Raw genomic sequence first — 23,920 nt, forward strand, 5'->3', positions numbered from 1 at the left:
GCCGTCCATCTTGAGCGCGTCGTACACGCGCGGCATGGCGTCACGCGGGAACTCGACGTCGACCACGGCGCCGATGCACTGAACGATTTTTCCTTGAACTTGAGCCATTGTTTGCTCCAAATATTTAAACCGCGGCGGCGCCGGAAACGATCTCGGAGAGTTCCTTCGTGATCGCTGCCTGGCGCGTCTTGTTGTAGACCAGCTTGAGCTCGTTGATCAGGTTGCCGGCGTTGTCGGTGGCGGCCTTCATGGCCACCATGCGCGCGGACTGCTCGGAGGCCATGTTCTCGGCCACCGCCTGATACACCAGCGCTTCCACGTAGCGCACCAGCAGCTCGTCGATCACGGCCTGCGCGTCAGGCTCGTAGATGTAGTCCCAGCCGTGCTCGCCGCCGGACGCCTTGGCCTGCTCTTCGAGCTTGGCGGCCGACAGGGGCAGCAGCTGCTCGACCACGGGCTCCTGGCGCATGGTGTTGATGAACTTGGTGTACGAGAGGTACACCGCGTTCAGCTTGCCGGCCGCGTACTGGTCCAGCAGCACCTTCACCGGGCCGATCAGGCGCTCGAGGTGGGGGGTGTCACCCAGCTGGGTGACGTGCGAGACCACCTGCGCGCCGACGCGGTTGAGGAAACCCAGGCCCTTGTTGCCGATGGCCACGGTCTGGGTGTTCACGCCCGCAGCCTGCAGCTCGCGCAGCTTGTTGGTCACCGCGCGCAGCACGTTGGTGTTGAGACCGCCGCACAGCCCCTTGTCGGTGGACACCACGATGAGACCCGCCGCCTTCACGTCGTTGACCTTCATGAAGGGGTGGGTGTACTCGGGGTTGGCCTTGCCGAGGTTGGCGGCGATGTTGCGCACCTTGTCGCTGTAGGGCCGGGCCGCGCGCATGCGGTCCTGCGCCTTGCGCATCTTGCTCGCGGCCACCATTTCCATGGCCTTGGTGATCTTCTTGGTGTTCTCCACCGACTTGATCTTGCCGCGAATTTCCTTGCCTGCAGCCATTGCCGTCTTCCTTAGAGGGGGGTGGCTCGGATCAGGCGAAGGTCTTCTTGAAGGCCTCGATGGCGGCGACGAGTTCGGTCTCGGCGTCCTTGTCCATCGCCTTGTCCTTCTCCAGCTTCGCCAGCAGGCCCGCGTGCTTGTCCTTCAGCCAGCCGTGCAGGCCGGATTCGAAGGCCAGGACCTTCTTCACGTCCACGTCGTCCAGGTAGCCCTTGTTCACCGCGAACAGCGAGGCGGCCATCAGGCTGATGGGCAGCGGCAGGTACTGCGGCTGCTTCAGCAGTTCGGTCACGCGGGCACCGCGGTCGAGCTGCTTGCGGGTGGCGGCGTCGAGGTCGGAGGCGAACTGCGCGAACGCGGCCAGCTCACGGTACTGGGCCAGGTCGGTGCGGATGCCGCCGGAAAGCGACTTGATCAGCTTGGTCTGGGCGGCACCCCCCACGCGCGACACCGAGATACCCGCGTTGATGGCGGGGCGGATGCCAGCGTTGAACAGGTTGGTTTCCAGGAAGATCTGGCCGTCGGTGATGGAGATCACGTTCGTCGGCACGAAGGCGGACACGTCGCCGGCCTGCGTCTCGATCACGGGCAGCGCGGTCAGCGAGCCGGTCTTGCCCTTGACCTCACCCTTGGTGAAGGCCTCGACGTAGTCGGCGTTCACGCGGGCGGCGCGCTCCAGCAGACGGCTGTGCAGGTAGAACACGTCGCCGGGGTAGGCTTCGCGGCCCGGCGGGCGGCGCAGCAGCAGCGAGACCTGGCGGTAGGCGACGGCCTGCTTGGACAGGTCGTCATAGATGATCAGGGCGTCCTGGCCGCGGTCGCGGAAGTACTCGCCCATGGTGCAGCCGGAGTAGGCCGACACGTACTGCATGGCGGCGGATTCCGAGGCGGAGGCGGCCACGACGATGGTGTAGTCCATCGCGCCGGCCTGTTCGAGCGAGCGCACCACGTTCTTGATCGACGACGCCTTCTGGCCGATGGCGACGTAGATGCAGGTCATGTTCTGACCCTTCTGGTTGATGATCGCGTCGATCGCCACGGCGGTCTTGCCGGTCTGGCGGTCGCCGATGATCAGCTCGCGCTGGCCGCGGCCCACGGGCACCATCGAGTCCAGGCACTTCAGGCCGGTCTGCACGGGCTGGTCGACCGACTTGCGCGCGATCACGCCGGGGGCGACCTTCTCGATCACGTCCGTCATCTTGGCGTTGATCGGGCCCTTGCCGTCGATGGGCTGGCCCAGCGCGTTGACCACGCGGCCGATCAGTTCGGGGCCGACGGGCACTTCGAGAATGCGGCCCGTGCACTTGACGGTGTCGCCCTCGGAGATGTGCTCGTACTCGCCCAGAATCACGGCGCCGACGGAGTCGCGCTCGAGGTTCAGGGCCAGGCCGAAGGTCGGCGTGCCGTCCTTGGTGGCGGGGAACTCCAGCATTTCGCCGGCCATCGCATCGGACAGGCCGTGGATGCGGACGATGCCGTCGGTCACGGAGATGACCGTGCCCTGGTTGCGGATGTCGGCACTGGCGGCCAGGCCTTCGATCCGGCTCTTGATCAGTTCGGAAATTTCAGCGGGATTGAGCTGCATGACTCGCTTCCTTGGTCCTTGGGGGCGGGGACGGGCCGTCAGGCCGTCAGCGCGACTTTCATTTGATCCAGGCGGGCCTTGACCGAGGTGTCGAGCACCTCGTCGCCCACCACCACGCGGATGCCGCCGATGAGGGACGGTTCTTCCTGGACGGAGAGGTTGAGCTTGCGCCCGAAACGCTTTTCAAGCACCTGGGCCAGCTCCGCCAGCGCGCCGGCGTCGATGGGGAAGGCGCTCTGCACGACGGCATCAGACGTGCCGCCCTGCGCGTTCTTCATGGCCCGGAACTGCTGCGCAATCTCGGGCAGGGCCGCGAGGCGGCCGTTCTCGACGACCATGCGCAGGAAATTCTTCCCGGCCTCGGGCAGCTGCACGCGGGCGACGTCGGTGATCAGGCCGAAGACCTGATCGACGCTCACCTTCGGGCTGTCCGCGAACTGCAGCAGCTGGGCATTGCCCGCCACGGCGGCGAGCGCGTCCAGCCAGCCGGCGGTGCCGGCGAGGTCGTTCGCGGAAGCCTTGAACAGCGCCTCGGCGTACGGGCGGGCGATGGTGGCGAGTTCGGCCATCGTGTCCCCCTTACAGCTCGGTCTTCAGGCGGTTGAGCAGCTCGGCGTGGACGCCGGCGTTCACTTCCTTGCGCAGGATCTGCTCGGCGCCCTTGACGGCCAGCGCGGCGACCTGCTCGCGCAGGGCTTCACGTGCCTTCACGGTCTGCTGATCGGCCTCGGCCTTGGCGGCCGCAACGATCTTGGCGCCTTCCTCCGTGGCACGGGCCTTGGCCTCTTCCACGATGGCCTGGGCGCGACGCTCGGCGTCGGCCAGCAGCTGGGCCGTCTGGTTGCGCGACTTCGCCAGCTCCTCCTCGACGCGCTTGTCAGCGGCGGCGAGGTCGGCGCGTGCCTTGTCGGCGGCAGCCAGGCCGTCGGCGATCTTCTTCGCGCGTTCGTCCAGGGCGGCGGCAATCGGCGGCCAGACATACTTCATCGTGAACCCGACCAGGATCAGGAACACGATCATCTGAATGATGAGGGTGCCGGTGATGCTCACTTGTTCATCCTTGCTCCCGCGGCGCGAAGCGCACGACGGGCTGGGTTAGGGGCCGGAACGGCGGAACAGGTGGATTACTTGGCGCCGGCGGCGACGGCCGCGGCAATCTGGCCCAGGAACGGGTTGGCGGTGGCGAACCACAGGGCAATACCGGTGCCGATGATGAAGGCGGCGTCGATCAGGCCGGCCAGCAGGAACATCTTGGTCTGCAGTTCATTCATCAGTTCGGGCTGGCGGGCGGCGGACTCGAGGTACTTGCTGCCCATGATGCCGATGCCGATACAGGCGCCGATGGCACCCAGACCGATGATCAGGCCGGCGGCCAGGGCGACAAAGCTGATGACTTGCATGAAAAGCTCCTAAGGACTTGGTTGACGAGAAAGGGAAAAACGAAAGGGGGAATGCGGTGCGGCGCTCAGTGCGAATCGTGTGCCTGTCCCACGTAGACGAGGGTCAGCATCATGAACACGAAGGCCTGCAGCGTGATGATCAGGATGTGGAAGATCGCCCACGCCGAGCCGGCGATGATGTGGCCGATGGCCAGGCCGATGCCGGTGGCCGACAGCGACCAGGCGCCGCCCATCAGGGCGATCAGCATGAAGATCAGTTCGCCGGCGTACATGTTGCCGAACAGTCGCATGCCGTGCGAGACGGTCTTGGCCACGAACTCGATGATCTGCATCATGAAGTTGAACGGCCACAGCACCGGGTGCGAGCCGAACGGGGCGGTGAACAGCTCGTGCACCCAGCCGCCCATGCCCTTGATCTTGATGTTGTAGTACAGGCAGACCAGCAGCACCGCGACCGACAGGCCCATGGTCACCGAGAGGTCGGCGGTGGGCACGACGCGCATGTAGTCCTTGGCGCCGATGGCCGGCGCGACGCCGTGCCAGATGGCGGGGATCAGGTCCACGGGCAGCAGGTCCATCGCGTTCATCAGGAAGATCCAGACGAACACGGTGAGCGCCAGCGGGGCGACGAACTTGCGGCTCTCGGCGCTGTGGACGATGCCCTTGGCCTGGGCGTCGACCATCTCGACCAGGATTTCCACCGCCGCCTGGAAGCGGCCCGGCACGCCCGAGGTGGCCTTGCGGGCGGCAGCCCACAGCACCCAGCAGCCCAGGATGCCCAGGCTGATGGCCCAGAACATCGAGTCGTAGTTGAAGACGGTGAAGTCCACCACGTTCGAGGGCTTGTGGTTCTGGAGGTGCCCCAGGTGGTGGACGATGTATTCGCCTGCGGTCGGTCCGCCTTGAGAAGCCATATCAGTTCAGCCTGTTCTTGACTCTTGCCTTGGGCGCGAATGCCAGCGCCACCCAGTACACCTTCATCGCGAGGATCAGACCCACCAGCAGTGCCGGCCAGTTCAGACCCTCCACCAACCCTGGCGCCGCCATCAGCATGGCGATCGACAGGGCGATCTTCACCATCTCCCACAGCAGGAAGCCGACGGTGGCCGTTCCTGCGTTGAGCGACGCGAAGCGTCCGGTCAGGCCACGCGCGAACACCGCGGCGGGGATGACCACCGCCAGAGCGCCGTACGCAACCGACCAACCCACGTTCTGCTTTCCGGTCAGGCCCCAGGCGACCAGCGCCGCCACGAGCCCCACCCCCGCCTGACCCGCCACCACCCACCAGGGAGAAACCGGCGGGTGGCGCTCGCGCAGCTCGCGTGCCTCTTCGGCGGTGAGCGGCTTGATGGGGGGTGCTTCCTCCGTGTCTTCAGGCAGCGGGGCGATTGTTTTCATGGACTGAGCCGCCGCGGGGAATCCTGGAGATTTCGAAAAGCCGCCCATTATAAGTAGAAACCCAGGGTGATCCGCCAGCCCCCGGTCAGGTTTCCTTTTGATGGCGCGTGGTCACAACTGCTTTGCGCCCGGCAGCACAATCGCGGCATGATCGATTCCATCCCTGCCCTGCCCTGCTGGCTGAACGGCGAACTGGCCACCGTGCGCGAGGCCCGCGTCAGCGTGCTGGACCGCGGCTTCCTCTTCGGCGACGGCATCTACGAGGTGGTGCCCGTCTACGGCGGGCGGCCCTTCCGCTTCGACGAGCACATGGCGCGGCTGGAGCGCAGCCTGGCCGAGGTGCGCATTCCCAACCCGATGGACCGCGACGGCTGGCGCGCCGTGATCGATCGGCTGGTGGCCGCCTACGCCGATTCCGTCGGGCAACCGGTTGCGGCGCTGAACCAGCAGGTCTACCTGCAGGTCACGCGCGGCGTGGCCGTGCGCGACCACGCCATGCCGGCGGGCATCGAGCCCACGGTATTCGCCATGACCAACCGCATGACACAGCCCACCGAGCGCGACCGCGCCGAGGGCGTCGCCTGCGTCACGGCCGACGACTTCCGCTGGAAGAAGGCCCACATCAAGAGCGTCAGCCTGCTGGGCTCGGTGCTCGCGCGGCAGATCAGCGCCGACGTCGGCGCCAATGAGACAGTGATGTTCCGCGACGGCTGGCTGAGCGAGGGCGCCGCCGCCAACGTGTGGGTGGTGAAGGACGGCGCCGTCGCCGGCCCGCCGCGCGACAACCTGGTGCTGGAGGGCATCCGCTACGGCCTGATGGCGCAGCTGTGCGCCGAGGCGGGCATCCCGTTCGCGCTGCGGCCGATCGCGCGCGACGAGGTGCTCGCCGCCGACGAACTGCTGCTCTCCAACGCCAGCAAGGAGGTGCTGCCCGTCACCCGGCTGGACGGCCAGCCGGTTGGAAACGGCCGGCCAGGCCCCATCTACGAGCGTCTGTACGCCGGCTACCAGCGGGCCAAGCAGTCCGCCTGAACACCATGTCCGCCTCTGCCTTCCCCCCGCCGCCGCCCGCCGATCCGCGCCGCGACTCGCTGATCACCTACCCCTCGGCCTTCCCGATCAAGGTGATGGGCCTGAAGGTCGACGGCTTCGTGGCCGCCATCACGGCCCTCGCCCGCGAGCACGATCCGGCCTTCGACGCCAGCACAGTGGAGCTGCGCGACAGCCGCTCGGGCAACTACCTGGGCATCACCATCACCGTCACGGCGACCAGCCGTGAGCAGCTGGACAACCTGTACCGCGCCCTCACCTCGCATCCGATGGTGAAGGTGGTGCTCTGAGCCCGTCCATGCGCGTGGTGCCGCTCGGGCGGGTGGCCTACCTGCCGACCTACGAGGCGATGCAGGCCTTCACCGCCGCGCGCACCCCGGCCACGGCGGACGAGCTGTGGCTGTGCGAGCACGAGCCTGTCTTCACCCAGGGGTTGGCCGGCAAGCCCGAGCACCTGGTGGCGCCGCACGACGTGCCGGTGGTGGCCACCAACCGCGGCGGCCAGGTCACCTACCACGGGCCGGGCCAGGTGGTGGCCTACCCGCTGCTGGACCTGCAGCGCCGCGGCTACTTCGTCAAGGAATATGTCTACCGGCTGGAGGAGGCGGTGATCCGCACCCTGTCGGATGTCGGCATCACCGGCCACCGGGTGGCCGGTGCCCCCGGCATCTACGTGCAACTGGATGACCCGGCGGGCCATGCGCGCCGCCCGCGCGCGCCCGCCGGCGCCGAGCCGGACTTCCATGGCCTGGGCAAGATCGCCGCGCTGGGCATCAAGGTCAGCCGCCACTGCACCTACCACGGCGTGGCGCTGAACGTGGCGATGGACCTCACACCCTTCACCTGGATCAACCCCTGCGGCTATTCCGGCCTGCGCACGGTGGACCTTTCTACAATCGGGGTCGTTGCCAGCCCGCAGGCCGTGGCCGATGCCCTGGCCGCCCACCTGCAGGCCCTGCTGGCCCCCTGAAGGGATTCCATGAGCTCCACCCCCGTCGTGCGCGAGGCGCAGACCCCCGAAACCTACGATCCCACCGCCAAGCAGAAGGCGGCCGCGAAGCTGTCTCGCATTCCGGTCAAGGTGGAGGCCGGCGAGGTGCTGAAGAAGCCCGAGTGGATCCGCGTGAAGGCCGGCTCGGCCACCTCGCGCTTCTACGAGATCAAGCAGATCCTGCGCGAGCACAAGCTGCACACCGTGTGCGAGGAAGCCTCCTGCCCCAACATCGGCGAGTGCTTCGGCAAGGGCACGGCCACCTTCATGATCATGGGGGACAAGTGCACCCGGCGCTGCCCCTTCTGCGACGTGGGCCACGGCCGGCCCGACCCGCTGGACACGGCGGAGCCGCTGAACCTGGCGCGCACGATCGCGGCGCTGAAGCTCAAGTACGTGGTGATCACCAGCGTGGACCGCGATGACCTGCGCGACGGCGGCGCCGGCCACTTCGTGGAATGCATCCGGCAGACGCGCGCGCTGTCGCCGCAGACCACCATCGAGGTGCTGGTGCCCGACTTCCGCGGCCGCGACGACCGCGCGCTGGAGATCCTCAAGGCTGCGCCGCCGGACGTGATGAACCACAACCTGGAGACCATCCCGCGCCTGTACCGCGAGGCCCGGCCGGGCTCCGACTACCAGTTCAGCCTGAACCTGCTGAAGAAGTTCAAGGCCCTGTTCCCGCACATCCCCACCAAGAGCGGGCTGATGGTGGGCTTGGGCGAGACGGACGACGAGATCCTGGAGGTCATGCGCGACATGCGCGCGCATGACATCGACATGCTCACCATCGGCCAGTACCTGGCGCCGTCCACCTCGCACCTGCCGGTGCGGCGCTACGTGCACCCCGACGTGTTCCGCATGTTCGAGCAGAAGGCGCTGGAGATGGGCTTCACCCACGCCGCCGTGGGCGCGATGGTGCGCAGCTCCTACCACGCCGACCAGCAGGCGCACGCGGCGGGCGTGCCGGTGCAGGCCTGAGGCATCGCGCGATGGCCGGCGACCTTGCGCTGGCCACGAAGGCACCGGCGTGCCCGCGCTGCGCGCAGGCCCTGGACGCCTGCACGCTGGAAGGCCACTACGGCCAGCAGATCGCCACCGACATCTGCCCGCGCTGCCACCTGGTGTGGTTCGATGCGTTCGAATCGGTTCGCCTCTCCGGCCTGGGCTGGGTCGGCCTGCTGCGGCGCATGCAGTCCGCGCCGGGCGGCGAGGTGGGGCCGCTGCCGGCCACGCTGGGCTGCCCGCGCTGCAGCGCCCCGTTGAAGCCGGTGGCCAACCTCACGCGCTTCGGCCGCTTCGCGGCACTGGAGTGCCCGCGCCAGCACGGTCACCTGCAGACCTTCACCCTGCTGCTGGCCGAGCGCGGCCTGGTGCGCCCGCTGGCCCATGGGGACCTGCGCACCCTGCATGACGAGGGCCGCACCGCCTGCTGCCTGAACTGCGGCGCGCCCCTGGCAGGCGCCGCCGAACGCTGCAGCCATTGCGACAGCCCGCTGGTGGTGATCGACCTGCCTCGGCTGATGACTGCCCTGCTGGTGCGCCATGCCGAGGCCCTGCCGGCCGAGGCGGGCGAGCGCATCGCGTGGGCCTGCAAGGGCTGCGGCGCGCCGGTGGAGCCGACGCGCGACACCCGGTGCGGCAGCTGCCACCACCCCATCGTGCTGCCGTCGGTCATCGATCTGCGGCCGCTGCTGGACCAGGTGGAGCCCGTGCTGCGGGCGGCCTTGCCGCGTGAGGCACGCCCGCATGGCCAGAAGCTGCGCGAGCTGCGTGGCAACGCCGGCGCCACCACCTGGCATCGCGTGATGGGGCACCTCTCCAGCCTGGGCGATCCGGAACACCGCTGGCCGGGCATCGAGCTGCCGGGCTGGGTGTCGATCGGCCTCCTGCTTCTGCTGCTGGCCTGGCTGACCTGGTAGGGGACAATCCGGCTCGTGTCCCACCCCTGATCGGGTGTCATCCCACCCCTGCCGCACAGCGGCCCGGCGGTTCCGGCCCGATCGCCCCCTCATGCACCCGAACCTGTACGCCCTGGGCGCCATCATCCTGTGGGCCTCGCTCGCCTCGCTCGGCGTGGCGCTCAAGCATGTGCCGCCCTTCCTGCTGACCGGCCTGGCACTGGTGATCGGCAGCGTGCCAGCCTGGCCGCTGGCGCGCCAGTGGAAGATCCCGCCGCGCACGCTGGCGCTGGGCCTGTATGGCCTGTTCGGCTACCACTTCCTGCTGTTCATCGCGCTGCGCGTGGCGCCGCCGGTGGAGGCCAATCTGGTCAACTACCTGTGGCCGCTGCTGATCGTGGTGCTGGCGCCGGTGCTGCTGCCCGGCATGCGCCTGAAACCGCTGCACCTGCTGGCCGCGCTGGCCGGCTTTGCCGGGGCCGGCATCGCCATCCTGGGGGGCGGCGGCGCGACGGGCGCGTGGTCATGGGGCTATCTGCCGGCGCTGGCGTCGGCCGTGATCTGGGCCACCTACTCGCTGTGGACGCGCCGCGTGCCGGCCTTCCCCACCGCGGCCATCGGCCTGTTCGGCCTGGCCTCCGGCCTGCTGTCGCTGGCCTGTCATGCGCTGCTGGAGCCCGCCGTCACGCTGACGGGCACCGACTGGGGCCTGATCGCGCTGATGGGCCTGGGGCCGCTGGGGGCCGCCTTCTTCCTCTGGGACAAGGCGCTGAAGACCGGCGACGCGCGGCACATCGGCATCCTGAGCTACCTCACGCCGCTGGCCTCCACCACGCTGCTGGTGCTGACCAGCGGGCGGCCCTTCACCGCCAGCATCGCGCTCGCGGGGGCGCTGATCATCGGCGCCGCGATCATCGGCACGCGCGGCTGAGGCCGGCGCGCGCCCTCAGGGCGCGAGGGCCTGGGCCGGATCCTCGGCGTCGACCACGCCCGTCGCCCACGGCGCGAGCCGCGTCGCGTCAGCACGCAGCACCTCCTGCTTGACCGAGAGGATCTGCGCCGGGTGCATGGAGAAGCTGCGCAGGCCCAGGCCGATCAGCAGGCGCGTGAAGGCCACGTCACCCGCCATCTCGCCGCAGACACTGACGCCCTTGCCCTGCGCACGGCATTCGGCAATGGTGTCGGCCACCAGCCGCAGCACCGCCGGGTGGCAGGGGTCGTACAGGTGGGCCACGGACTCGTCGGCGCGGTCGATCGCCAGGGTGTACTGGATCAGGTCGTTGGTGCCGATGGAGAGAAAGTCGAAGTGGCGCAGGAAGGTGCGCACGGACAGGGCCGCCGCCGGCACCTCGATCATCGCGCCGACGGCCACCGCGCCATAGGCGACGCCGCGGTTGTCCAGCTCGGCCCGCGCGAAGTCGAGCTGGGCCAGGGTCTGTCGGATCTCGCTGGCGTGCGCCAGCATGGGCACCAGCAGGTTGACGCGGCCATGCGCGGCAGCGCGCAGGATGGCCCGCAGCTGGGTGCGGAACATCTCGGGCTCGGCCAGGCTCCAGCGGATGGCGCGCAGGCCGAGCGCCGGGTTCAGATGCGCGTCGTCGTGGCGGGAGTCGTCCAGGGGCTTGTCGGCACCGACATCGACCGTGCGGATGGTGACGGGCAGGCCCTCCATGCCCTCCACCGCGCGCCGGTAGGCCTGGTACTGCTCCTCCTCGCCAGGCAGCCGCCCCTGGCGGCCCATGAACAGGAACTCGCTGCGGAACAGGCCCACCCCCACCGCGCCGGCCTGCAGGGCCGCGGCGGCATCCTCGGGCAGCTCGATGTTCGCCAACAGTTCGACCTTCTGGCCGTCGAGCGTGACGGCCGGCGTGTGCCGCAGGCGGCTCAGCCGCGTGCGCTCCACCTCGGCCTGGCGCTGCTTGAAGCCGTACTCCGCCAGGATGATCGGCGACGGGTCGACGATCATGATGCCGGCGTCGCCGTCGATCACCACCCAGTCGTCCTGGCGCACCAGGTGGCTGGCGCTGCGGGCGCCAACCACCGCCGGGATGTCCATGCTGCGCGCCACGATGGCGGTGTGCGAGGTCTTGCCGCCGACATCCGTCACGAAGCCGGCGAACACGCTCTGCTTGAACTGCAGCATGTCGGCCGGCGACAGATCGTGCGCGATCAGCACCAGCGGCACGTCCACGCTGTCGTCGGGCAGCAGCAGGTCCTGCTGGCGGATGGGGGCCTGGCGCCGCTGCACCGGCGGCTGCGCGACCGGCGAGGCAACACCCTTCATGTAGCGCAGGATGCGTTCGGCCACCTGCTCCAGGTCGGCCTTGCGCTCGCGCAGGTAGTCGTCCTCCATCTCGTCGAACTGGCGCGCCAGCACCTCGAGCTGGGTGGTGAGCGCCCATTCGGCGTTGTACAGGCGGTCGGTGATCCAGTGCTTCACGCCGCTGATCAGCTCCTCGTCCTGCAGCAGCATCAGGTGCACGTCCAGCAGCGCCGACAGCTCGTGCGGCGCCTCCTTCGGGCCCATCTGCGTGATCGTCTGCTGCAGCCGGTGGATCTCGTCGACCACCGCATTGCGGCCGACGCGCACGCGGTCGATCTCCGCGGCCACCTGGTCGGGCTCGATGAAGTAGTGCGCCACGTCCGCGCGACCCGAGCCAAGCACCACCGCGCGGCCGATGGCCACGCCGCGGGCGACTGCGATGCCGTGGACGGAGAAGGTCATGCCGGGCGGACGCGCTGGCGCGTCACTCCCCTTCGCCGAACTTGTCGTGGATGAGCGCCAGCAGGGCGTCCATGGCCTCCTGCTCGCGCTCGCCGCTGGTCTCCAGCGTGATCTCGGTGCCGATGCCGGCGGCCAGCATCATCACGCCCATGATGCTCTTGGCGTTGACGCGGCGTTCGCCCCGGCTCATCCACACCTCGCACGGGAAGCTGCCGGCCAGCTTGGTGAGCTTGGCCGAGGCGCGGGCGTGGAGGCCCAGCTTATTGCTGATGGTCGTGGTCTGCTGGATCATGGGTGCGTCTGCGCTGGTTCTGGGGCGCGGTGATGGCCACCTGCATCACGCCCTGCGTGCCGCCGATGACGGCGCGCGAGACGAGCGCGTCGAGCGGCTCGTGGCGGTAGCTCACGCTGCGCAGCAGCATGGGCAGGTTCACGCCGGTGATGAGGCGCGAGCGCACGCCGTCCACCAGCTTCTGGGCCACGTTGCTGGGCGTGGCACCGAAGATGTCGGTGAGCACGAGCACGCCGCTCACCTGCGGCTGCTGGCCGAGCTGATCCAGCGCGATGCGCGCGGCGCCCAGCGTCTCCTCGGGTGACAGGTTGGGCTGCACGTCGATGGCCATGACCTGGGGGCCGCAGTCGGGGAAGACATGCAGGGCGCACTGCCGCAGGGCGTTGGCCAGCGGGGCATGGGCGATGAGCAGGATGGCGTTCATGAGCTGTGGGGGCGATTATCGCGTTCACCCCGCAGGAACCAGCCATAGGCCAGCAGGCTGGCGACCATGAACACGCCGAAGGCGGCGCGGAAGGCGGTGATCTCGGCCAGGCCGGCGGCGCGGAAGCCGTCGATCAGCAGGCCGATGCCCCACTGGATGACGAACACGCCGAGGAAGATGACGAGGTTGTAGGCCGACAGCGCGCGGCCGGCCTGCGACGAGGGAAAGGCCATGCCCACGGCCGGCTGGGCCAGCGACACGAAGGTGGTGGTGACGCAGAAGAGCGCCAGCGCCCACGCGCCCGCGGCCGGACCGGCGAGGATGATGCCGCCCAGCACCATGTAGCTGACCGGCAGGCCCCAGGCGATCAGCCGGTCCACGCCGATGCCGCGCCGCTGCAGGGCCGGGCTGATCATCCCCCAGGTCCAGAAGGTGACCAGCATGGAGGCGTTGATGAGGAACAGGCCGCCGGCCGCGTGCAGGGGATCCAGGCCCGCCACCCGCACCATCCAGGGCCCGGCCCAGAGGGTCTGGATGGCGATCATCCCGCCGTAGCTGACGAAGCCGATGGGGACCATGCGGCGGAAGTACGGGTGGCGCCAGACCTCGGCATAGCTGGCCGGCGCGCCGGGGGCGGGCGGGTCGGACTGCCAGGGCGGCACCCGCCACGCGATCACGAGCATCCCCAGCGCGAGCAGCACGGCGAGGCCCCAGAACAGGGCCCGCCAACCCAGCGTGGGCAGCAGCCACTGCACGGGCAGGGTGGAGGCGAGCATGCCGAACGAGCCGGTCATCAGCATCCAGGAGTTGGCGCGCAGCTGGGCCGGCGCGGCCAGCCAGCGCCGGTAACCGGTGAGGGGCGCCATCAGGCAGGCGCTGACGCCCACGCCGCACAGGATGCGCGCGGCGAGCAGGCCGCTGAAGCTGGTCGCCATGGCAAAGGCGCCGCAGCCCGCCACGGCCACCGCCAGGAAGCCGAGGATGACCTTGCGCGGGCCGTGCCGGTCGAGCCAGGTGCCCAGCGGCAGCTGCGTGGCGGCGAAGCCGAGGAAGTAGCCTCCGGCGAGCAGCCCCAGGTCGCGCGCCTGCAGCTGGAACTCCGGCGTGAGGGTGGGCGCCAGCGTGGCCGTGATCGCCCGCACCAGGGCGGACAGGAAGTAGGCGAAGGCGAAGGCGAGGAAGACCGTCACCGCCTGGCGACGGGGAAGCAGGGGCATGCGGGGAATTATCCGGGCCAGCGGGACGGTCCGGGTGGGTCAGAATCGATGAATCAGTGGCATGGAGGGCCAACATGGACCGGAGGGTAAGGGGGATCGCACGGTGGATCCTGGGGCTCATGCTCCAGGGATGCGTCGCGCTAGGGGCATGGGCGATGCCGCCTGTGGAGGCCTTCATCGGCGAGCCATCGATGCAGCAACTGCAGCTGTCGCCCGATGGACGGGAGTTGGGCTTGATCGTCCGCGGCAAGGACGACCGGCAACGCCTGGTGCTCATGGACATGCAGACTCGGGCAGCGCGGGTGCTGGTCGGCTACTCGGACGGCGACGTGACCTGGTTCGACTGGGTCAACACCAAGCGGGTTGTCTACCGCGTGAAGGGGGCGGGACGCTGGATCGACGCCGTGCATGCAATCGACACGGACGGACGGAATCTGCGGCTGTCCTTCGTCCGTGGCGGCTACGTGGCCGCCAACCGACCGCGCCGGGGCGATGACATCTTCACAGTCACGTCCAAGCATGACGTTAAGGGGAACTATCAGCGCACGGACATGTGGCGGATCGACACGCGCACAGGGGTGTCACGGTTGCTGGAAGCCCCTGGCGAGACCATCCGCTGGGTTCTCGACGCGAATGACCACCCAGTTGTGGTCCTGACCCGCGAACCTGGGGAGGTGCCGAGGGAAAAGCTGCGCTACCGGGACCCTGAAACCCGGGAGTGGCGCGTGCTGCGCGAGTTCGATCCTTGGTCGGCGGAGCGGATCGTCCCCGTCGAAGTGGATGTCGCCGACCCGTCAAAGCTGTACGTGCTTTGGCGCAAGGACGGCAACCTGGCGTCCCTGCATGTGCTCAATCTCGCCACTAATCGTCTGGACCCGAGTCCCCTCGTTTCGGTGAATGGCCGCGACGTCCAGGGACGTCTCGTCCAACACAACGGCAGGGTCGCAGGCGTCCAGTACGAAGGCGACGAGAAGCCGGTCCACTGGCTGGACCCTGACTTTCAGCACCATCAGCAGCGCATTGACGCGCGGCTGTCCGGAACCAGGAACAGCATGTCGAGCGGGACGCGTGATGAGACCGGCTGGCGCGTGGTCACCGCCCACTCGGACGGTTTGCCCGTGCGCCACTACCTGTATCACGCGCCTACCGAGAAGCTCGTCGACATGGGTGAAGCTCGCAAGCCCATCGATGCGGGTACGACGGGCCGCATCACGTTGGTGCGCTACGCCGCACGGGATGGCCTGGAGATTCCTGCCCGCCTCTCTGTCCCAGCCGGGCCAGATCGGCGGCATCCACTGGTCGTTCTCGTCGATGACGGCCCCTGGGCGAGTCACCGCGAACGAGACTTGGCCCGCATGACTCAGTTCCTCATGTCCCGAGGCTACGCCGTGCTCCAGCCCGAGCACCGTGGTGTCCAGGGGCTTGGCCTGCGTCACTTCGAGGCGGGCTTCAGGCAGTGGGGCCTGGCCATGCAGGACGACCTGGCTGATGGCGTGGCGTGGGCTGTCCGCGAGGGCCACGCAGACCCGGCGCGCGTCTGCGTCATGGGCACGGGCTATGGTGGTTACGCGGCGCTGATGGGTCTTGCGCGCCACGCGGAAACCTTCCGTTGCGGCATCGCTCGCCAGGCCATGGTGGACCTGGTGGAGTACACATCCAACTGGACCTACTTCTCCGAGGAGTTTCGCACCCATGCCTTGTCGCGCATGCTGGGCGACCCGGAGAGGGATGCGGCCAGACTCCGCGCGACCTCTCCGATTCACCGAGTGGAGGAGATCAAGGCTCCGGTTCTGCTGGTGTACAACGACCGCTGGCGTTCGATCCCGTTCAGCCACGGCACACGTATGCGCGACGCCCTGCACCGCATGGGGCGGCCGGTGGATCTGCTGGACCAGTCCGGTGGATGGACCCCGGAGCGTGATTTGGCGGATGAGAAGGCGTTCTACCTTCGCGTTGAGAAGTTTCTCTCCGACGAGCTTTCACCCCGTTGAGTCAGGACCGCGCGCGGCGCCTCGCGCAGAATGCGCGCCATGAACTCACTCGAAGGCATCCGTGTCCTGGACCTCTCCCGCGTGCTGGCGGGTCCGTGGTGCACCCAGACCCTGGCCGACCTGGGCGCCGAAGTCATCAAGGTCGAACGCCCTGGCAGCGGCGACGACACCCGCGGCTGGGGCCCGCCGTTCCTGAAGGATCGCGCAGGGGCGGACACGGCGGAGTCGGCCTACTACCTCGGCGCCAATCGCAACAAGCGCTCGCTCACCTGCGACATCGCGCATCCCGAGGGGCAGGCGCTGGTGCGCGAGCTGGCGGCGCGCTGCGACGTGTTCGTGGAGAACTTCAAGGTCGGCGACATGGCCCGCTACGGCCTGGACTACGCCGCGCTGCAGGCGGTGAACCCGCGCCTGGTCTACTGCAGCATCACCGGCTTCGGCCAGACCGGCCCCTACCGCGAGCGGGCCGGCTACGACTACGCGATCCAGGGCATGGGCGGGCTCATGAGCATCACCGGCGAGCGCGACGACCTGGGCGGCGGCCCGCAGAAGGTGGGCGTGGCCGTGGCGGACCTGTTCACCGGCATGTACGCCACGGTGGGGATCCTCGCGGCGCTGCGCCATGCCGAGCGCACCGGCGAGGGCCAGTATCTCGACATGGCGCTGCTGGATGCGCAGGTGGCGATGCTGGCCAACCTGGGGGCCAACTACCTGGTCAGCGGGCAGGTGCCGGGGCGCGCAGGCAATGCACACCAGAACATCGTGCCCTACCAGGTGTTCGAGGTCGCGCCGGCGGCCGACGGCACGCGCGACCACATCATCCTGGCGGTGGGCAACGATGGCCAGTTCGGCAAGTTCTGCCAGGTGGCCGGCTGCCCCGAGCTGGCGACGGATCCGCGCTTCGCACGCAACGCCGACCGCGTGCGCAACCGGCAGGTGCTGGTGCCGATGCTGGCCGAGCGGCTGAAGCAGCGTAGCAAGCCGGACTGGCTGGCCGCGCTCGAGGCGGCCAAGGTGCCCTGCGGCGCGATCAACAACCTCGCCGAGGTGTTCGCGGATCCGCATGTGCAGTCTCGCGGCATGGTGCACACCTGGGACCACCCGCTCGCCGGCCCGGTTCGCCTGGTGGGCAGCCCGATCCGCCTGAGCGCCACGCCGGTGCGCACGGAGGCGCCGCCGCCGCTGCTGGGGCAGGACACCGAGGCCGTGCTGGCCGAGGTGCTGGGCTGGGACGCCGACCGGGTGGCGGCCCTTCGACAGCAGCAGGTGATCTGATGGCCCACTTCGTTCTCGTGCATGGCGCTTGGCATGGCGCCTGGTGCTGGCAGCGCGTCGTGGCGGCCCTGGCGGGCCGCGGGCATCGCGTGCATGCGGTCACGCTCACCGGCCTGGGCGACCGGGCCCACCTGCTGTCGCCGCTCATCACACTGGAGACGCACATCGCGGACGTGATGCAGACCCTCGTGGCCGAGGAACTGGAGGACGTGGTGCTCGCCGTGCACTCCTACGCCGGCATGCTGGGGACGGCCGTGGCCGACCGCATGCCCGAGCGGCTGCGTCATCTGGTCTATGTCGACGCCGTGGTGCCGAAACCGGGTGAGAGCTGGAGCAGCACGCATGCCAGCGCCACCCGGGAGGCGCGGCTGGCAGCGGCCCAGGGTTCGGCGGACTTCAGCTTCCCGCCGCCCGATCCGGCCGTGTTCGGCCTGCAGGCGGCGGATCACGCCTGGGTCAAGCGGCGGCAGACCCCGCATCCGGGGCACACCTATCAGGCGCCACTGCAGTTTGATCCGGCCCGCGTGGCCGCGATTCCGAGAACCTTTGTAGACTGTGTGCGCCCGCCACTGGGTACCATTGATGTCATTCGCCAGCGCGTACGGGATCCCCGCTTCTGGGAGGGTGCCTGGGTGGGCGGTGGGGGTGCCCGCGTGACGGAGTTGGCGACCGGGCACGACCCGATGATCAGCGACGTGGAAAATTTGGTGAAAGTCCTGCTGGCCGCCGCGGAAGACGCTTGATCAAAGGGTGTCCGTCAGCTACTATTTGTGACAATGTGTATCCACGCTGCAACATCCTGTGGCGTGGCGGAGGACTCTCATGGAGGAAACTCCGGGCGCCACTGCGGCGGCGTCCAAGACAGCCAAGGTCGATCCGCTGATGGTGCCCGGCATCATCGGGGGCGAGCTTGCGCGTTATTCGAGCGCGATGGACGAGGTGCTGCAGGCTTTCCGGCGCACCCGGCAGATCACGCGCTCGCAGGTCGACGTGCTTCGCACGGCCACCGCTGCCGTGCACCGCATCGCGGTCTACAGCCAGCAGCTGTCACGCCTGGCCGGCGGTCGCCTGCGCCAATCGCACGAGCGCGTGGCCATCGACGACCTGCTGAAGAAGGTGCTGGCCGACAACGACTGGCGCTACTACGACGCCGGGCTCACCATCGAACATCGCCTGCAGCAGGTGGAGGTGATCCTCGACCCTGGGCTTCTGGTGAGCCTGCTGGAAGTGGCGGTGGATTGCGCCGCGCGTTGCGGCCAGGTGGTGAGCCTGTACCTCTCCATCAAGAACTGGCCCGAGCACGGCCTGCTGACGTTGAAGGCCCGCTCGCACGTCAGCGCCGGCGGTGCCGGCGCCGAGCTGGAGGACACGCTGGAATGGGTGATGCTGGTGCAGCTGGCCCAGGCCATGGGCGTGATCGTCGAGCGCGAGGCGATCGGCGACCAGGTGCACTTCACGCTGGAGTTTCCGCGCACGGTGCGTCAGCTCGAAGGCCTGACCGCCGTGGAGGTGGACAGCGGCGACCCCTCCAGCATGGGTGAATCGCGACCGCTGGCCGGCCATCGCATCCTGCTGATCACCAATGACGACCGGCTGCGCATGCAGGTGCGCACCATCTGCGAGGCGATGAGGCTGGTGCTGGATGTCACGCCCACCTGCAAGCAGGCGATCCGCTACTGCGAGCTGGACAAGCCCGACATGATCATGATCGACGAGCTGCTGCATGACGAGCAGTTCGACACGCTGCGCGAGGACCTGCTGCGCTACGACGTGAACTTTCCCTGCGTGGAGATCGCCTCGGCCTCGAACGTGGTCGAGGTGTCCAGCTGGATGGGCGACCGCATGAGCCGCGTCAGCCGCGATTCGCTGCGCGACCAGCTGCCGTCGATCATGGCGATGGAGCTCGCCAAGGTGTTCTGACCAGCGCCCTGCGCCTGAACTTCCAGGCCGGGCGACAATCCATCCCCGAGTGGTCGCGCACTGGCGGCCGAAAGGATGAGTTGATCATGTCTCTGCGTGTCCGCCTGGCCCTGGGCGCGGCCGTTGTCGCGCTGGCCGCCGTGGCTGGCCTGGCCTGGATGAGTGGCGCCCAGCCGGCGCCGGCCTCCACCTTCGTCCTGCTGGACGGCTCGAAGAAGACCACCGACGACCTGCGCGGCAAGGTCACGCTGGTGAATTTCTGGGCCACGAGCTGCACCACCTGCGTGGCCGAGATGCCGAAGATGATTGCCACCTACGACAAGTACCGCGCGCGGGGGTACGACCACCTGGCGGTGGCCATGAGCTACGACCCGCCGGCGTATGTGGTGAATTTCGCGAACACCCGCAAGCTGCCCTTCGGCGTGGCCATCGACAACACCGGCGCCGTGGCGCAGGCCTGGGGCGAGGTGAAGCTCACGCCCACGTCCTACATCGTCAACAAGAAGGGCGAGATCGTGAAGCGCTACGTCGGCGAGCCCGACTTCGCGGAACTGCACCAGCTGATCGAGAAGCTGCTGGCAGAGAGCTGAAGCGGCCGCGCACCGGCCCCGGCCTGCCTGGGCAGGCCGGGAGACCGGCACGGTGGAACATCAATCGCGGCGAAAATCGTCGTGGCAGGCCTTGCAGGTGCCCGCCGTGGGGCCGAAGGCGGCCTTCAGGTTGTCGAGGTTGCCCGACTTGGCCGCCGCGGCCAGCTTCATCATCTCGGCCTGCATCTTGTCGCCCGCGGCCTTGAACTTGCCCGCTTCGCTCCAGACTTCGGCCTTGGCGCGCGTGTCGCCCTTGTCCGAGCCCGCCGTGAAACCGGCCCAGGGCAGCGAGGCAGCGGCAGCCACCACGTCGCCGCTGCGGGCAGCGGCAGCGGCGTCATAGGGCGCGCGACCATTGGCCATGGCACCCAGCACGCCGAAATGGGCGGCCAGCACAGTGAACGACGCCTTGCGGTACTTGATGGCGTCTTCCGGCTTCTGGAAGCTCTGGGCCGAAGCGGTGCCGGCGAGCGCGAAGGCGGCGGCGACGGTGGCAATGCGGGCGATGGATTTCATCCGGTTCTTCTCCTGGGTGGGTTGTGGGGCGGTTACCAATACGGCAGAGTAGGGGTTCGTCAGAAAGTTCGAACCGGAACTCCCCGATGCGGGAATCTACTAAGGCTGAGTGACAGCGCATCGTGACGCCGGACAAGACCAACCAACATCGAGGGCCAATTCATGACACACACCATCCGGGTCTGGGACCTGCCGACCCGCCTGTTCCACTGGCTGCTGGTGCTGTGCGTCGTGGGCCTCGTTGTCACCGGCAAGATCGGTGGCGGCGCCATCACGTGGCACGCCCGGCTGGGCTACGCCGTGCTGGCCCTGCTGCTGTTCCGCCTGGTGTGGGGTTTCGCCGGCGGCCACTGGAGCCGCTTCACGCGCTTCGTGCGCGGCCCGGGCAGCGTGATCGCGTACCTCAAGGGCACCGGCCCGCTGGCGCATCGCATCGGCCACAACCCGCTCGGCGCGCTGTCGGTGCTCGCCATGCTCGCGGTGCTGATCGCGCAGGTCGGCACCGGCCTCGTGAGCGACGACGAGATCTCGTTCACCGGGCCGCTGAACCGTTTCGTCTCGTCCAGCCTGGGACTGGCGGCCACTTCGTATCACAAGCAGATCGGCCAGTGGCTGATCATCGCCCTCGTGGTCGTGCACGTGGCCGCGGTGCTGTTCTACCTCTGGAAGAAGCGTGAGAACCTGGTGCGCCCCATGGTCACCGGCGACAAGGAGTGGCCCGAGCCCGCGCCGTCCTCGCGCGACGACGGCACGGCGCGAACAATTGCCGCGGTGGTGCTGGCGGCCTGCGCGGGCGTGGCGGTGGCGGTGGCACGACTCGGCGGTTGACCCGCGTGGCGGCGGGTCATGGCTGAGCAGCGTGGCGCGCTAAACTGGCCGGGCGTGCTGACCCCATCCGCCCGGCCTTGGAACCCACCGCATCCCCGCAGATCGTCCTGAGCGTGCCCGCCGACCCTGCCGACCTGGCGCAGGTGCGGACCATCTTCAGGGAGTACGCCCAGGGGCTGGGCGTGGACCTCTGCTTCCAGCAGTTCGACGACGAACTGGCTGGCCTACCAGGCGAGTATGCCGAGCCACGCGGGGCCTTGCTGCTGGCGCACGTGGACGGCGCCCTGGCCGGCTGCTGCGCGCTGCGCCCCCTGGACACGGCCGATTACCCGAATGCGGCCGAGATGAAACGCCTGTACGTGCGCAAGGCCTTCCGTGGCTTCGGGCTGGGGCGACGCCTGGCCGAGGCGGTGCTCGACGCCGCGCGCCAGGCGGGCTACGCGTGCGTGCTGCTCGACACGCTCGACGACATGGAGGCGGCGCGCGCGCTGTACGAAGACCTCGGCTTCGCCGAGATCCCGCCGTACTATCACAACCCGATCGCCGGGGCGCACTACCTCAAGGTCGACCTCGGGTAGCCCTGCCCGGCCCGCTGAGCCGCGGCCCGGGCAGCCCGTGCGATCAGCCCTTGGCCTGCGCCAGCAGGGTGGCGGCGTCGCTGACCTCGAACTTGCCCGGGCCCTCGATGTTCAGCGTGGCGACCTTGCCGTCCTTCACCAGCATCGAGTAGCGCGTGCTGCGCAGGCCCATGCCGCGGGCCGTCAGGTCCAGGGTCAGGCCAGTGGCCTTGGCGAAATCGGCGCTGCCGTCGGCCAGCATGCGGACCTTGCCGCCGGTCTTCTGGTCGCGCGCCCAGGCGCCCATCACGAAGGCGTCATTCACGCTCACGCACCAGATCTCGTCCACGCCGGCCGCCTTCAGGGCCTCGGCCTGTTCCACGTAGCCGGGCACGTGCTTGGCCGAGCACGTGGGCGTGTAGGCCCCGGGCAGGCCGAACAGGGCGATGGTCTTGCCCTTGACCGCGTCGCCCACCTTCACCGGGTTGGGCCCGATGCTGCAGCCATTGCCCTCGACCTCCGAGTATTCCTGCAGGGTCACTTCGGGCAGGGTGTCTCCGACCTTGATCATGTGCGTTCTCTTCCGTGAAATGAAAAACGGCCCACATTGTGGGCCGTTTCACGGTGTCTTGCAGCGCGGAGGCGATTGCCCCCGCGGCGGTCAGACTTCCGCCGCCTTCTCGACCAGGCGGGTCACCACCCAGTTCTTGGTGCGGGAGATCGGCTTGCTTTCCTGGATCTCGATCACATCGCCGGTGTGGTACTCGCCCTTCTCGTCGTGGGCGTGGTACTTGCTCGACTTCACCACGATCTTGCCGTAGAGCGCGTGCTTCACGCGGCGCTCGACCAGCACGGTGACCGTCTTGGCGCGCTTGTCGCTCACCACCTTGCCGATCAGGGTGCGCTTCAGGGAGGTCTTTGCTTCCGTCATGTCGTCACTCCTTACTTGGCGGCGGCGCGCTTCTGGGCCAGGATGGTCTTGGCGCGCGCGATGTCACGGCGCGTGCTGCGCAGCGTGGCGGTGTTGTTGAGCTGTTGCGTGGCCTTCTGCATGCGCAGGCCGAAGTGGGCCTTCTGCAGGCTCTTGACCTCGGCTTCCAGGCCGGCGATGTCCTTCTCACGGAGCGTCTTGGCATTCGTCATGTCATCTTCTCCTGATCAGGCGCCGATCTGGCGCGCCACGAACGTGGTGCGCAGCGGCAGCTTGGCGGCGGCGAGCTTGAAGGCCTCGCGGGCCAGTTCCTCGGGGACGCCCACGATCTCGTACAGCACCTTGCCGGGCTGGATCTCGGCGACGTAGTACTCGGGGTTGCCCTTGCCGTTGCCCATGCGGACTTCGGCCGGCTTCTGCGAGATCGGCTTGTCGGGGAACACACGGATCCAGATGCGGCCACCACGCTTGACGTGGCGGGAGATCGCGCGACGCGCGGCCTCGATCTGGCGGGCCGTCAGGCGGCCGCGGTCGGTGGACTTGAGACCGAAATCACCGAAGGCCACCGAGTTGCCCCGGGTGGCGATACCGGTGTTGCGGCCCTTCTGTTCCTTGCGGAACTTGCGGCGTGCGGGTTGCAGCATATGAACTCTCCTTGACCGTCAGCTCAGCTCTTGCTGGCCGGCGCGGGACGGGCCACGCGCTTAACGGTCGATTTCGGCGCTTCAGCGCCTGGGTTGGCTTCTGCGGGCTTGTCGCTGCCGTCGACCGGCGCAACGTTGCCGGCACCGGCGGCCACGCCGCCGCGCGGGCCACGGCCGGCGCCGCCACGGCGATCACCGCCGGGGCCGCCACGGCGGTCGCCATCGCGACGCGGGCCACGCGGGCCGCGACGTTCCTCGCCTTCGGGGCGGGGCGTGGAGTCGAGCGAGGGCGCGTCGGTACGGCCCAGGGTGTCACCCTTGTAGACCCACACCTTCACGCCGATCACGCCGTACGTCGTCTTGGCTTCGGAGAAGCCGTAGTCGATGTCGGCACGCAGCGTGTGCAGCGGCACGCGACCTTCGCGGTACCACTCGGTGCGGGCGATCTCGATGCCGTTCAGACGGCCGGCGGACATGATCTTGATGCCCTGGGCGCCCAGGCGCATCGCGTTCTGCATGGCGCGCTTCATGGCGCGGCGGAACATGATGCGCTTCTCCAGCTGCTGGGTGATGCTGTCGGCGATCAGCTGGGCATCGACTTCGGGCTTGCGCACTTCCTCGATGTTGACCGCGACCGGCACGCCCAGGCGGGTGGCGAGTTCCTTCTTCAGGTTCTCGATGT

Annotated in this window: 31 protein-coding genes; 13 read left to right on the top strand and 18 right to left on the bottom strand. The window is 68.6% G+C overall.

Annotated features, from left to right (window positions below; all coding sequences use genetic code 11):
* From ACE3T5_RS15035 to ACE3T5_RS15070, 8 genes are all read right to left on the bottom strand, one after another.
* Positions 1 to 108, bottom strand: a 108-nt coding sequence (locus ACE3T5_RS15035; RefSeq protein ID WP_374668911.1) for a hypothetical protein, incomplete at its 3' end; no start/stop codon positions are given.
* A gap of 16 nt (positions 109 to 124) precedes the next feature.
* Entirely contained in the window at positions 125 to 1,003 is an 879-nt protein-coding gene (gene atpG, locus ACE3T5_RS15040; RefSeq protein WP_374668883.1) for a F0F1 ATP synthase subunit gamma, read from the bottom strand.
* A gap of 31 nt (positions 1,004 to 1,034) precedes the next feature.
* Positions 1,035 to 2,588 carry a F0F1 ATP synthase subunit alpha gene (gene atpA / locus ACE3T5_RS15045; RefSeq protein WP_374668884.1) on the bottom strand — a complete coding sequence of 518 codons (1,554 nt, stop codon included), beginning with the start codon at positions 2,586 to 2,588 and terminating at the stop codon, positions 1,035 to 1,037.
* 38 nt (positions 2,589 to 2,626) lie between these two features.
* Positions 2,627 to 3,157 carry a F0F1 ATP synthase subunit delta gene (locus ACE3T5_RS15050; RefSeq protein WP_374668885.1) on the bottom strand — a complete coding sequence of 177 codons (531 nt, stop codon included), beginning with the start codon at positions 3,155 to 3,157 and terminating at the stop codon, positions 2,627 to 2,629.
* Positions 3,158 to 3,167: 10 nt separating this feature from the next.
* Positions 3,168 to 3,638 (bottom strand): F0F1 ATP synthase subunit B, encoded by a 471-nt coding sequence (locus tag ACE3T5_RS15055; RefSeq protein ID WP_374668886.1) that lies wholly within the window; start codon positions 3,636 to 3,638, stop codon positions 3,168 to 3,170.
* A 74-nt stretch (positions 3,639 to 3,712) separates the two neighbouring features.
* Positions 3,713 to 3,988 (bottom strand): F0F1 ATP synthase subunit C, encoded by a 276-nt coding sequence (gene atpE / locus ACE3T5_RS15060; protein ID WP_340073179.1) that lies wholly within the window; start codon positions 3,986 to 3,988, stop codon positions 3,713 to 3,715.
* A gap of 65 nt (positions 3,989 to 4,053) precedes the next feature.
* On the bottom strand, positions 4,054 to 4,902 hold the full coding sequence (gene atpB, locus ACE3T5_RS15065) for a F0F1 ATP synthase subunit A (protein WP_374668887.1): 849 nt from the start codon (positions 4,900 to 4,902) through the stop codon (positions 4,054 to 4,056).
* Position 4,903: 1 nt separating this feature from the next.
* Positions 4,904 to 5,386: an ATP synthase subunit I gene (locus tag ACE3T5_RS15070; protein ID WP_374668888.1), complete on the bottom strand. Its 483-nt coding sequence runs from the start codon at positions 5,384 to 5,386 to the stop codon at positions 4,904 to 4,906.
* 147 nt (positions 5,387 to 5,533) lie between these two features.
* Here ACE3T5_RS15070 and ACE3T5_RS15075 point away from each other — a divergent pair, with 147 nt between their 5' ends.
* The 6 genes from ACE3T5_RS15075 (at position 5,534) to ACE3T5_RS15100 (ending at position 10,259) form a co-directional block, all read left to right on the top strand.
* Positions 5,534 to 6,418: a D-amino acid aminotransferase gene (locus ACE3T5_RS15075; RefSeq protein WP_374668889.1), complete on the top strand. Its 885-nt coding sequence runs from the start codon at positions 5,534 to 5,536 to the stop codon at positions 6,416 to 6,418.
* A 5-nt stretch (positions 6,419 to 6,423) separates the two neighbouring features.
* Positions 6,424 to 6,726 (top strand): YbeD family protein, encoded by a 303-nt coding sequence (locus ACE3T5_RS15080; protein WP_374668890.1) that lies wholly within the window; start codon positions 6,424 to 6,426, stop codon positions 6,724 to 6,726.
* Between the two features lie 8 nt (positions 6,727 to 6,734).
* Positions 6,735 to 7,406 carry a lipoyl(octanoyl) transferase LipB gene (gene lipB, locus ACE3T5_RS15085; protein WP_374668891.1) on the top strand — a complete coding sequence of 224 codons (672 nt, stop codon included), beginning with the start codon at positions 6,735 to 6,737 and terminating at the stop codon, positions 7,404 to 7,406.
* A 9-nt stretch (positions 7,407 to 7,415) separates the two neighbouring features.
* A complete protein-coding gene (lipA, locus tag ACE3T5_RS15090; RefSeq protein WP_374668892.1) occupies positions 7,416 to 8,408 on the top strand; it encodes a lipoyl synthase in 993 nt (330 codons plus the stop codon).
* Between the two features lie 11 nt (positions 8,409 to 8,419).
* Positions 8,420 to 9,349: a hypothetical protein gene (locus tag ACE3T5_RS15095; RefSeq protein WP_374668893.1), complete on the top strand. Its 930-nt coding sequence runs from the start codon at positions 8,420 to 8,422 to the stop codon at positions 9,347 to 9,349.
* 91 nt (positions 9,350 to 9,440) lie between these two features.
* A complete protein-coding gene (locus tag ACE3T5_RS15100; protein ID WP_374668894.1) occupies positions 9,441 to 10,259 on the top strand; it encodes a DMT family transporter in 819 nt (272 codons plus the stop codon).
* Between the two features lie 15 nt (positions 10,260 to 10,274).
* On the opposite strand, the gene ptsP is transcribed toward ACE3T5_RS15100, so the two are convergent.
* The 4 genes from ptsP to ACE3T5_RS15120 are packed head-to-tail and all read right to left on the bottom strand — an operon-like array spanning position 10,275 to position 13,986.
* Positions 10,275 to 12,053 (bottom strand): phosphoenolpyruvate--protein phosphotransferase, encoded by a 1,779-nt coding sequence (gene ptsP, locus ACE3T5_RS15105; RefSeq protein WP_374668895.1) that lies wholly within the window; start codon positions 12,051 to 12,053, stop codon positions 10,275 to 10,277.
* Between the two features lie 22 nt (positions 12,054 to 12,075).
* Positions 12,076 to 12,345: an HPr family phosphocarrier protein gene (locus tag ACE3T5_RS15110; protein ID WP_374668896.1), complete on the bottom strand. Its 270-nt coding sequence runs from the start codon at positions 12,343 to 12,345 to the stop codon at positions 12,076 to 12,078.
* Complete coding sequence (locus tag ACE3T5_RS15115) at positions 12,314 to 12,769, bottom strand: PTS sugar transporter subunit IIA (protein WP_374668898.1); 456 nt, start codon at positions 12,767 to 12,769, stop codon at positions 12,314 to 12,316. The genes ACE3T5_RS15110 and ACE3T5_RS15115 overlap by 32 nt, the downstream gene beginning before the upstream one ends.
* A complete protein-coding gene (locus ACE3T5_RS15120) occupies positions 12,766 to 13,986 on the bottom strand; it encodes an MFS transporter (RefSeq protein ID WP_374668899.1) in 1,221 nt (406 codons plus the stop codon). The genes ACE3T5_RS15115 and ACE3T5_RS15120 overlap by 4 nt, the downstream gene beginning before the upstream one ends.
* Before the next feature lie 155 nt (positions 13,987 to 14,141).
* Between ACE3T5_RS15120 and ACE3T5_RS15125 the strand changes: the two genes are divergently transcribed.
* The 5 genes from ACE3T5_RS15125 (at position 14,142) to ACE3T5_RS15145 (ending at position 19,762) form a co-directional block, all read left to right on the top strand.
* On the top strand, positions 14,142 to 15,977 hold the full coding sequence (locus ACE3T5_RS15125; protein ID WP_374668900.1) for an alpha/beta hydrolase family protein: 1,836 nt from the start codon (positions 14,142 to 14,144) through the stop codon (positions 15,975 to 15,977).
* Positions 15,978 to 16,016: 39 nt separating this feature from the next.
* A complete protein-coding gene (locus ACE3T5_RS15130; protein ID WP_374668901.1) occupies positions 16,017 to 17,252 on the top strand; it encodes a CaiB/BaiF CoA transferase family protein in 1,236 nt (411 codons plus the stop codon).
* Positions 17,252 to 17,995, top strand: a complete 744-nt coding sequence (locus ACE3T5_RS15135) for an alpha/beta fold hydrolase (protein ID WP_374668902.1) — start codon at positions 17,252 to 17,254, stop codon at positions 17,993 to 17,995. Before ACE3T5_RS15130 ends, ACE3T5_RS15135 begins: the two co-directional genes overlap by 1 nt.
* A 79-nt stretch (positions 17,996 to 18,074) precedes the next feature.
* A complete protein-coding gene (locus ACE3T5_RS15140) occupies positions 18,075 to 19,172 on the top strand; it encodes a hypothetical protein (protein ID WP_374668903.1) in 1,098 nt (365 codons plus the stop codon).
* Positions 19,173 to 19,258: 86 nt separating this feature from the next.
* Entirely contained in the window at positions 19,259 to 19,762 is a 504-nt protein-coding gene (locus tag ACE3T5_RS15145) for a TlpA family protein disulfide reductase (RefSeq protein ID WP_374668904.1), read from the top strand.
* A 60-nt stretch (positions 19,763 to 19,822) separates the two neighbouring features.
* Here the strand turns inward: ACE3T5_RS15145 and ACE3T5_RS15150 are convergent, their stop codons facing one another.
* Positions 19,823 to 20,278, bottom strand: a complete 456-nt coding sequence (locus tag ACE3T5_RS15150) for a cytochrome c (RefSeq protein ID WP_374668905.1) — start codon at positions 20,276 to 20,278, stop codon at positions 19,823 to 19,825.
* 162 nt (positions 20,279 to 20,440) lie between these two features.
* Here ACE3T5_RS15150 and ACE3T5_RS15155 point away from each other — a divergent pair, with 162 nt between their 5' ends.
* Both ACE3T5_RS15155 and ACE3T5_RS15160 read left to right on the top strand, forming a co-directional pair.
* Entirely contained in the window at positions 20,441 to 21,106 is a 666-nt protein-coding gene (locus tag ACE3T5_RS15155) for a cytochrome b/b6 domain-containing protein (protein ID WP_374668906.1), read from the top strand.
* Between the two features lie 134 nt (positions 21,107 to 21,240).
* Complete coding sequence (locus ACE3T5_RS15160) at positions 21,241 to 21,684, top strand: GNAT family N-acetyltransferase (protein WP_374668912.1); 444 nt, start codon at positions 21,241 to 21,243, stop codon at positions 21,682 to 21,684.
* A gap of 43 nt (positions 21,685 to 21,727) precedes the next feature.
* On the opposite strand, the gene ACE3T5_RS15165 is transcribed toward ACE3T5_RS15160, so the two are convergent.
* From ACE3T5_RS15165 to rpsC, 5 genes are all read right to left on the bottom strand, one after another.
* Positions 21,728 to 22,234, bottom strand: coding sequence for a peroxiredoxin (locus tag ACE3T5_RS15165; protein WP_374668907.1), 507 nt, complete (start codon positions 22,232 to 22,234; stop codon positions 21,728 to 21,730).
* A gap of 90 nt (positions 22,235 to 22,324) precedes the next feature.
* On the bottom strand, positions 22,325 to 22,594 hold the full coding sequence (gene rpsQ, locus ACE3T5_RS15170; protein WP_374668908.1) for a 30S ribosomal protein S17: 270 nt from the start codon (positions 22,592 to 22,594) through the stop codon (positions 22,325 to 22,327).
* Between the two features lie 11 nt (positions 22,595 to 22,605).
* Positions 22,606 to 22,806, bottom strand: coding sequence for a 50S ribosomal protein L29 (rpmC, locus tag ACE3T5_RS15175; protein ID WP_374668909.1), 201 nt, complete (start codon positions 22,804 to 22,806; stop codon positions 22,606 to 22,608).
* Between the two features lie 15 nt (positions 22,807 to 22,821).
* Entirely contained in the window at positions 22,822 to 23,238 is a 417-nt protein-coding gene (gene rplP, locus ACE3T5_RS15180) for a 50S ribosomal protein L16 (protein WP_187079898.1), read from the bottom strand.
* A 23-nt stretch (positions 23,239 to 23,261) separates the two neighbouring features.
* Positions 23,262 to 23,920 (bottom strand): 30S ribosomal protein S3 (gene rpsC / locus ACE3T5_RS15185; RefSeq protein WP_374668910.1); only part of this gene is annotated, 659 nt, incomplete at its 5' end.

The sequence above is a fragment of the Ramlibacter sp. genome (assembly GCF_041916345.1).
Lineage (GTDB): Bacteria > Pseudomonadota > Gammaproteobacteria > Burkholderiales > Burkholderiaceae_C > Ramlibacter.